Source organism: Pseudomonas sp. 32_A (assembly GCF_017490905.1).
In the GTDB taxonomy this organism is placed as follows: domain Bacteria; phylum Pseudomonadota; class Gammaproteobacteria; order Pseudomonadales; family Pseudomonadaceae; genus Aquipseudomonas; species Aquipseudomonas inefficax.
Genome location: NZ_JAFGYI010000222.1, coordinates 1 through 497 on the forward strand (window position 1 = coordinate 1; position 497 = coordinate 497).

Genomic DNA, 497 nt, shown 5'->3' on the forward strand with positions numbered 1-497 from the left:
TTGGTGGACAGCGCAGCGAAGTGTTTCGCCACGTGCTTGTTGTCGCCCGCGGTTTTCAGGAACCAGTCGCGCGCGCTGTGGGCGTTGGTCATGGTTTCCTGAGTGGTAAAGGTTTTCGACGCAACCAGGAACAGGGTGGTTTCCGGGTTCACGTTCTTCAGCACTTCGGCGATGTGGGTACCATCGACGTTAGACACAAAGTGCATATTGAGGTGGTTTTTGTACGGGCGCAGCGCTTCGGTCACCATGAACGGGCCGAGGTCAGAGCCGCCGATACCGATGTTAACCACGTCGGTGATCGCTTTGCCGGTGTAGCCTTTCCAGCTTCCGGAGATAATCGCTTCGGAGAAGGTTTTCATCTTTTCCAGCACCGCGTTCACTTCCGGCATGACGTCTTTGCCGTCAACGATGATTGGGGTATTGCTACGGTTACGCAGGGCTACGTGCAGCACGGCACGGTCTTCGGTGCGGTTGATCTTCTCACTGGAGAACATGGA

1 pseudogene is annotated in these 497 nt (G+C 55.9%); it reads right to left on the reverse strand.

Features of this window, described 5'->3' with window-relative positions:
- A pseudogene (gene pgi, locus J5M58_RS26395) lies at positions 1–497 on the reverse strand (glucose-6-phosphate isomerase); the annotation flags it as partial.